Here is a 6,856-nt window from a genome sequence, read left to right on the forward strand (position 1 = left end):
ACTTATGAGCATACAAGATAATACAAATACTTGAATATCAGCATCTTATCTTTATCCAACAGAACTGCGGATGAACCCGAAAGGCCACCTTTTACGTTGCAAAAGGCCGTCAACCGCACGCTAAAAGGCCGTCTTTCGCGACGCGAAAGACGGCTTTTTACAATATGTTGAATATCAACGTGTTACATACTTAGGCCAAAGCCATGTCCATAAGTGAGACAAAAGCCTGAATGCCCTGATGGTTGATGTCGAGCGAAGCAACCTCATTAATGTACCTGTCGCTCTTGTCACGGTCGCCAAGTCCACGGTATCCGAGAGCCATCATGTACTTGCAGTGTATCTCGTTGCGCAGCTGCAGGTCGTCCTCCCAGATGAGAAGGTCGGGCAGCGATACCGCGAAATAGTCCATACGGACCGTGTCGAAGAGATGTTTCTCGCCGTAGTTCACCAGCCGGTGGAATCGGCCGTTGGCCTCGGCGGTGCGTCCGAGCTTCAACAGCGCAAGGCCCTGGTAGAATATCTTGTCAGGCTTGGCGTCGTTGTAGTACAGCGCGGCAGCGGGTTCGGTAGGTCCGAGCGTAGCCTGCTCCCAGCACTGGCGTGCCTTGTCGGTGTCGCCCAGAGCCTCGTATGATATGCCGAGCAGATAGTAAAAGTCGTTCTCCTGCGCTCCGTAGAGCTTGCCTTCGCCGAGGTGCGGAGGATATACAAGACATTCTTCAAGCAGTCCGACAGCGTCAGAATAACGCTTTTCGGCTATCGCTACCTTAGCCATTTCCACACGTGCGAACTGATACTGTGCGGGCACCTTGCCTTCACCGCCCTCCCACGGGTGGAAGATGTGAGCGTCAAGCTTGCTCTTCGCCTCGCCGTAACGTCCGGTCTGGTTCAGCAGGGTTATCTCTTCGAGCAACAGGTCGTCACGTTTCGACACAAGCTCGGGATACTCCTGCAGGAACGCGAGCCTCTCGGCGTGCGGACGGCGTACGCGGCGGTACAGCTGGTCGAGCTCCATGAGCACGCGTGCGTCGGTGTCGTCAAGCGAGAAAGCGCGCTCCATGTACTCTATGGCCTTGTCCTGGTTGTCCAGTTTGTTGAAGTTTGCCAGCGCCAGGTTGCGCCAAACGGTTGGGAACTTATCGTCCTCGCGCGCCGAAGTTTCCCATGCCTGGATTGCAAGGTCGTACTGGCGTTTGTCATAGTACAGGCAGCCGAGATAGTAAGGAGCCTTTGAGCAGCCTTCGACGGTGTCCATAGCGCACTGCAGGGCGAGTATTGCCTCCAGACGGTTGGGGAAGCAGCAGTCCGGACATGCGGCCTCGCCTTTCTTGAAGTCGTCGGCAGCGCCTTCCATTCCGCCCATCGCCTTGCACCAGCCAAGGTAGTAGTAGGTCATCGGGGTGACGGCTCCCGTTGCGATTGCGACGTTCCACAGCGATGCAGCATCCTGCCAGAGGCCGGCCGCGCAGTAGTCGAGGGCTATCTCGTCGTAGTCGTGGGCGTTGCCGTGCATCAGCTCCTTCATGGCGTCGAGCACGCTCTCGTCGTCCGTGATGATGTATTTCTCGTACAGACAGCCGAAGTTGAAGCGGTCAATCTTCAGCGACTCTTCAATCAGTGCGAGTGCCTCGTCGGTGCGTCCCTGCTTGCGCAGTATCGCCGTCTTCAGCGCACGGGCCTTGTGGTTGTGCCAGTTGCGTATGAGAGAGCGGTCAATCTCGTCGGCAGCGTCCTCCATGCGGCCCTGCATTACGGAGATCTGAGCGCACGCGAAGTAGCCTGCATCCTGCCATGCGCCGTTCCATGTAGACTTGAAGAAGCGGTCGTAAGCCTCGTCAATCTTGCCCTGGTACTTCAGCGCCAGACCGAGGTTGTATATCGGTTCACCGTCGTACGGGTTGGGGTTGCGCTTCATGAGCACCTTGACGGCCGTCTTCAAGTATCTCTCGGCGCGTGCGAAGCGTCCCTTGCGGATGTACCACAGACCCAGTGCGTTGTTGTTCCTTACGTCGAGCGGGTCGCGGCGCAGAGCCTCCTCGTAGTATTCAACGGGGTTGTATGTAGCGTGGCGGTACTGCTCGAGGTGCAGACCTGTGAGGTAAAGCTGCTCGGTAGTCTTAATTTCCTCGGGCAGCAGAGCTGCTTCGGCAGCGTCGGGGATGGGTCGTACGTCCTCGGGCTCGCTGTGCCAGTGCAGCAGTTCGCGGCCGCGGGCGGTGATTTCGAGTGTCAGGTGGTTGAGGCGTGCGCCTTTCACGTCGACAGTCTCCTCGAGAAGAGCCTCGGGCGTGATGGTCACTTCCTTGCTGTAATATACCGTGCCGTCATCGTTACGCAGCGTTACGTTTACGGTCTGTGTCGACGTTGCGAACACCTTGAAGGTTACGTTGCCGTTTTCGCCTTCCTGGTCGATGTTCATCAGCAGGTCTTTAGTGGCGTTCTTGACCACTCCTAATTCGCGGTAGGGCAGGAAATACTGCACGAACGACTTTTCCTCATACGGCTGCAGCCATGTGAAGTCGGGCTGGTTCTCGGTGTAGACGCCGGCCATCAGCTCAATGTACGGGCCATCCTCGTCGGTAAGGTTGCGGTCCCATGCGCGGCCGAAGTCGCCGTTACCCCATGTCCACTGCTTCTTTCCGGGTGATACGTGGTGGTTGGCAACGTGCAGCATGCCGGCACGTGTGTCGTTCTCGTAGCCTCCCTCGAAGTCGTACTTGCTGTTTACGGCCATGTAGCTGGTCGGCACAAAGATGTTCTTATAGTTCGAGATGTCCACTCCGGCAGAGTAGTCCATCTTGTAATATGTGCCCGTAGCGATGGGGAAAGAGCTTACGGCGCGCTTTCCGTGGTCGAACACTGCGTTGATGTCTGGCGGGAAAACGCTCTGGTAGTGGTCGTTTACTGCCACGGCGGGGTTGGCCCACCACAGGAATGTCTGCGGCACTTCGGTGCGGTTGTAGAGCACTCCCTTTATCTCGAGGTATGCGTGTCCGGGCCTGAGAGTGAATCCTGCCATGCCCTTCTGGTGGAACATGCGCTCCATTTCGCTCACCCATACCGTCACGCTTCCGTCGCTGTTTTCCTCTATCGTACAGTCAACGGGCATGTAGGTGCTGGGGCGGTGGTGCTGCGGCCAGTTGAATTCGATACCTCCCGAAATCCATGGACCGGCCAGTCCGACCAGCGCCGGCTTGATAACGTGGTTGTAGTAGATGAAGTGACGCTGCTTAATCTTGTCGTAAGCCATCTGCACACGGCCGCCAAGCTCTGGCAGAATCATCACCTTTATATATTCGTTCTCGATGAACACAGCGTTGTATTCCTTGTCCGTCTTCTCGTTAGATATTGACTCGATGACGGGATAAGGATATACCACTCCGCTCGAACCCTGGTACACTCTCTTCTCAAGGAAGATGGGGTTCTTCTCCGGTGCCCCGACTTCATACGTCGGAATGGTCACCTTTTCTTTCCATGCTTTTACCATATTGTTTGTAATTAAAGAAGTTTTCTTTTTGTAGTTAAAGGAGATTTTTGGGTAGTTAAAGGAGTTAAAGTAGTTATCACTTCGCTCCGCTTCGTTAGGAGTTAAAGTCAAATGCCTTGGAGTTAAGGAGTTATGGAGTTAAGGAGTTAAGACAAATGCCCTGGAGTTAAGGAGTTAGGGAGTCAAGGAGTTAAGACAAATGCCATGCAGGCGCTCTCCCCCTCTCACTTTCTAACCTTTTCACCTTCTCACTTTTTCACCTTTTTTCGTGAGTTCTTTCTCTATCTCCTCAAGCGACTTGCCTTTCGTTTCGGGCAGTACGCGGTTGAAGTAGATGAAGCCCAAGGCGCAGATTATTGCGTAAATCCAGAATGTTCCGTAGCTGCCCAATGAGGTGTTGAGCAACGGGAATGTGTACGTCAGCGTTGTGCTACCCACCCAAAGGGCGAATGTACAAGTGCCGACGGCAACGGCGCGCACGCGGCTGGGGAAGAGTTCGGCTATCAGCACCCATGTTATCGGGCCGAGAGTCATGGCGTAGCATGCTATGGCAAGCACCACCAGCAGCACCATGAAGGCGCCTTTCACCTCAAGATAGTAGCATGTTCCGAGCGTAAGATAGACTATCGCGAGGCCCAAGGAACCGATCAGCATGAGCTTGCGGCGGCCCAGACGCTCTACGGTGTACATCGCAACGACGGTGAAGATGACATTTGTTACGCCCGTTACGACGATGTTGAAGAGCACGTCGCTAAGTGAATAGCCTGCCGACTGGAATATCTCCTGCGCGTAGTTGAAGATTACGTTAGTGCCGCTCCACTGCTGGAACACTGCCACAACGATACCTATCGTCACGATCTTGAGCAGCGGACGGCGGAACAACGTGCGCAGACCGTGCTGCTCTCCGGCAGCGGCGTCTGCCTCAGAGATGGCCTTTAGCTCATCTTCGGCATATCCCTCGCCGCCTACCTTAGACAATATTGCCCTTGCGCCGGCGGTCTTGCCCGTCATGGCGAGCCAACGGGGACTCTCCGGAATGAAGAATACGAGGATTAGGAAGGCCAGCGCGGGGAACGCTCCTGCCCAGAACATCCAGCGCCATCCCATCTGGCAGTTCCACGTGTCGATGGTGTTGTGGATTACGGGTTCGGCTATCAGCCAGTTGGTAATCTGTGCGGCGAGAATGCCAATGACTATCGTCAGCTGGTTGAGCGACACCAGTTTGCCTCGTATATGCGTAGGAGCGACCTCGGCGATGTACATCGGCGACAGGCCCGATGCTATACCGATTCCTACGCCGCTGAGGAACCTCGCCGCGAGAAACAGGCTGAACTCGCTGAAGTAACCCGTGCCGAAAGCCGACACGAGGAACGTGATTGACGATACGACAAGCAGCTTCTTGCGTCCGAAGCGGTCGGCAAGCGAGCCGGCCGTCATGGCCCCGATAAGGCAGCCCACGAGGGCGATGCTCATGGCAAGGCCCTGCATCTTGGGACTGTCGGCTATATCGAAGAACACTTCATAGAACGGTTTTGCACCGCCGATGACTACCCAATCGTAGCCGAAAAGCAGTCCTCCCATGGCCGATACCACGCAGATGAAATAGACAAATCTTTTGTTAAATGTTTTCATTGTAAAGTTTTCGGGTTATATTAAACATATTGTTTCCGGTCCGTAGGGCGTCGCTTGCGCCCGCATTGCCAACGTCCGGCTTTTTCAGTCATTTACGCCGCCGTGGCATTATATCGTTTTCCGCTGCAAAGATACGTACAAAGGGGAACACCCGAAATAGAAAAAAATGTTTATAAAATGGACAATCTTATTATTATTTTGGCTATATTTGCACAAAGATTTTGGTTGATATGAACCCTAAGAAGTTAGAGAAGTTAAAGAAATTATCACTTCGCTCCGCTCCGTTAGAAGTTAAAGCCAAATGCTTCGTTGCATACCCACAAGGGCATTGGGCTATGACTTCTTTAACTTCTCTAACTCCTTTAACCTCTAAAATAAAACAATCGCGAGGCCTATGATAAAAATCAAGAGCGGGTTTTCAGGCGAGCGGTCGCTCGTATTGCCCAAGATGGTAACCGACATGATGGCTGCCGACCCTATAGTATCCGTGCTTTACGTCACCGACATAGGCTATTATCCCCACGCCGCCAACCATTACCGCGAGCGCAACGAGCCCATCGACCAGTACGTTTTCATATATTGCATCGACGGGCGGGGCAGCTATCAGGTGGGCGGAAGGCGCTACCAGGTAGGCGCCAACCAGTACTTCATCCTGCCGGCGGGCCAACCCCACGCCTACGAGGCCGACCACGACAAGCCTTGGACTATCTACTGGATTCACTTCAAGGGCTCGCTGGCCTGCCATTACGCCCTCGACGCGGTAAGCCCTACGGCCATAAACCCCGGCGTACACTCGCGGATAAGCAACCGCATAAACATGTTCGAGGAACTGTTTGACGCCCTCAACTCGGGCTACAGCATAGAGAACATAAGGTACGCCATGTCGCTATTCCACCACTATCTCGGCTCGCTGCGCTACGTCAGGCAGTACCGCGAGGCGGCAGGACAGACCGGCGACGTGGGCATTGTTGACGCGGCAATACATTTCATGGAGGAGAATATCGAGCGACACGTAACTCTTGGCGAAGTGGCCGACTACACCGGCTACTCGGCCTCTCACTTCTCCATGGTGTTCAAGGCGCAGACCGGCCACAGCCCCATGAGCTACATCAACCTGCTGAAGGTGAAGCGAGCCTGCGACCTGCTTGACAATACGCAGATGCGCATGAACCAGATATGCTACAAACTGGGCATAGACGACCCTTACTACTTCTCGCGCATGTTCAGCAAGGTGATGGGCATGAGCCCCAAAGCATACCGCACTCACCCCAAGGTGTAACCACCGGTACGGCCGGCAGGCGCCGCTTACGTAACGTCTTGATATCCAGCGGAATACAAAAGGCCGTCTTTTGCGATGCAAAAGACGGCCTTTTAGCGTGCGATTGACGGCCTTTCGGAATGTAAAAGATGGCCTTTCGGGTTTTCACCGGCTGCCGTCTGTCTTTTCCTGAAATAGGTTGACAGTTTTTGTTTAAATAAACTACATTATTTTACACACTCTGGATAGAGGTACTGGAATAGTTGACATCGCATCAGGAAATGTGCCGCTTTACTTTACATTCCCGGTCTTTGTCAGGCGGCCCCGCGGGGCAGCCTGACAAAATCGCAGCAAAGATACTATCTTCCGTTGTCATTCCCTCCATGCCCCACCGTTTTTTTTCTTTTCCACAGCCGTTTTTGTTCGCCGCTCCCGGCGTGCGCCGTCTCCGGGGTGTTGTTGCCGATGCTCATGTGGGG

At 54.3% G+C, this 6,856-nt stretch carries 3 protein-coding genes; 1 reads left to right on the forward strand and 2 read right to left on the reverse strand.

The features are described 5' to 3' along the window. Positions 1–190: 190 nt before the first annotated feature. Both H6A34_RS13030 and H6A34_RS13035 read right to left on the reverse strand, forming a co-directional pair. On the reverse strand, positions 191–3,487 hold the full coding sequence (locus H6A34_RS13030; RefSeq protein ID WP_205105867.1) for a DUF5107 domain-containing protein: 3,297 nt from the start codon (positions 3,485–3,487) through the stop codon (positions 191–193). 240 nt (positions 3,488–3,727) lie between these two features. Next, on the reverse strand, positions 3,728–5,119 hold the full coding sequence (locus tag H6A34_RS13035; protein ID WP_205105868.1) for a sugar porter family MFS transporter: 1,392 nt from the start codon (positions 5,117–5,119) through the stop codon (positions 3,728–3,730). Positions 5,120–5,513: 394 nt separating this feature from the next. On the opposite strand from H6A34_RS13035, the gene H6A34_RS13040 reads away from it, so the two are divergent. Then, the gene (locus H6A34_RS13040; RefSeq protein ID WP_021948243.1) at positions 5,514–6,398 is read left to right on the forward strand and encodes an AraC family transcriptional regulator; all 885 of its coding nucleotides are present in this window, start codon (positions 5,514–5,516) and stop codon (positions 6,396–6,398) included. Positions 6,399–6,856: the final 458 nt, after the last annotated feature.

The organism is Marseilla massiliensis (assembly GCF_016899855.1).
Lineage (GTDB): Bacteria > Bacteroidota > Bacteroidia > Bacteroidales > Bacteroidaceae > Prevotella.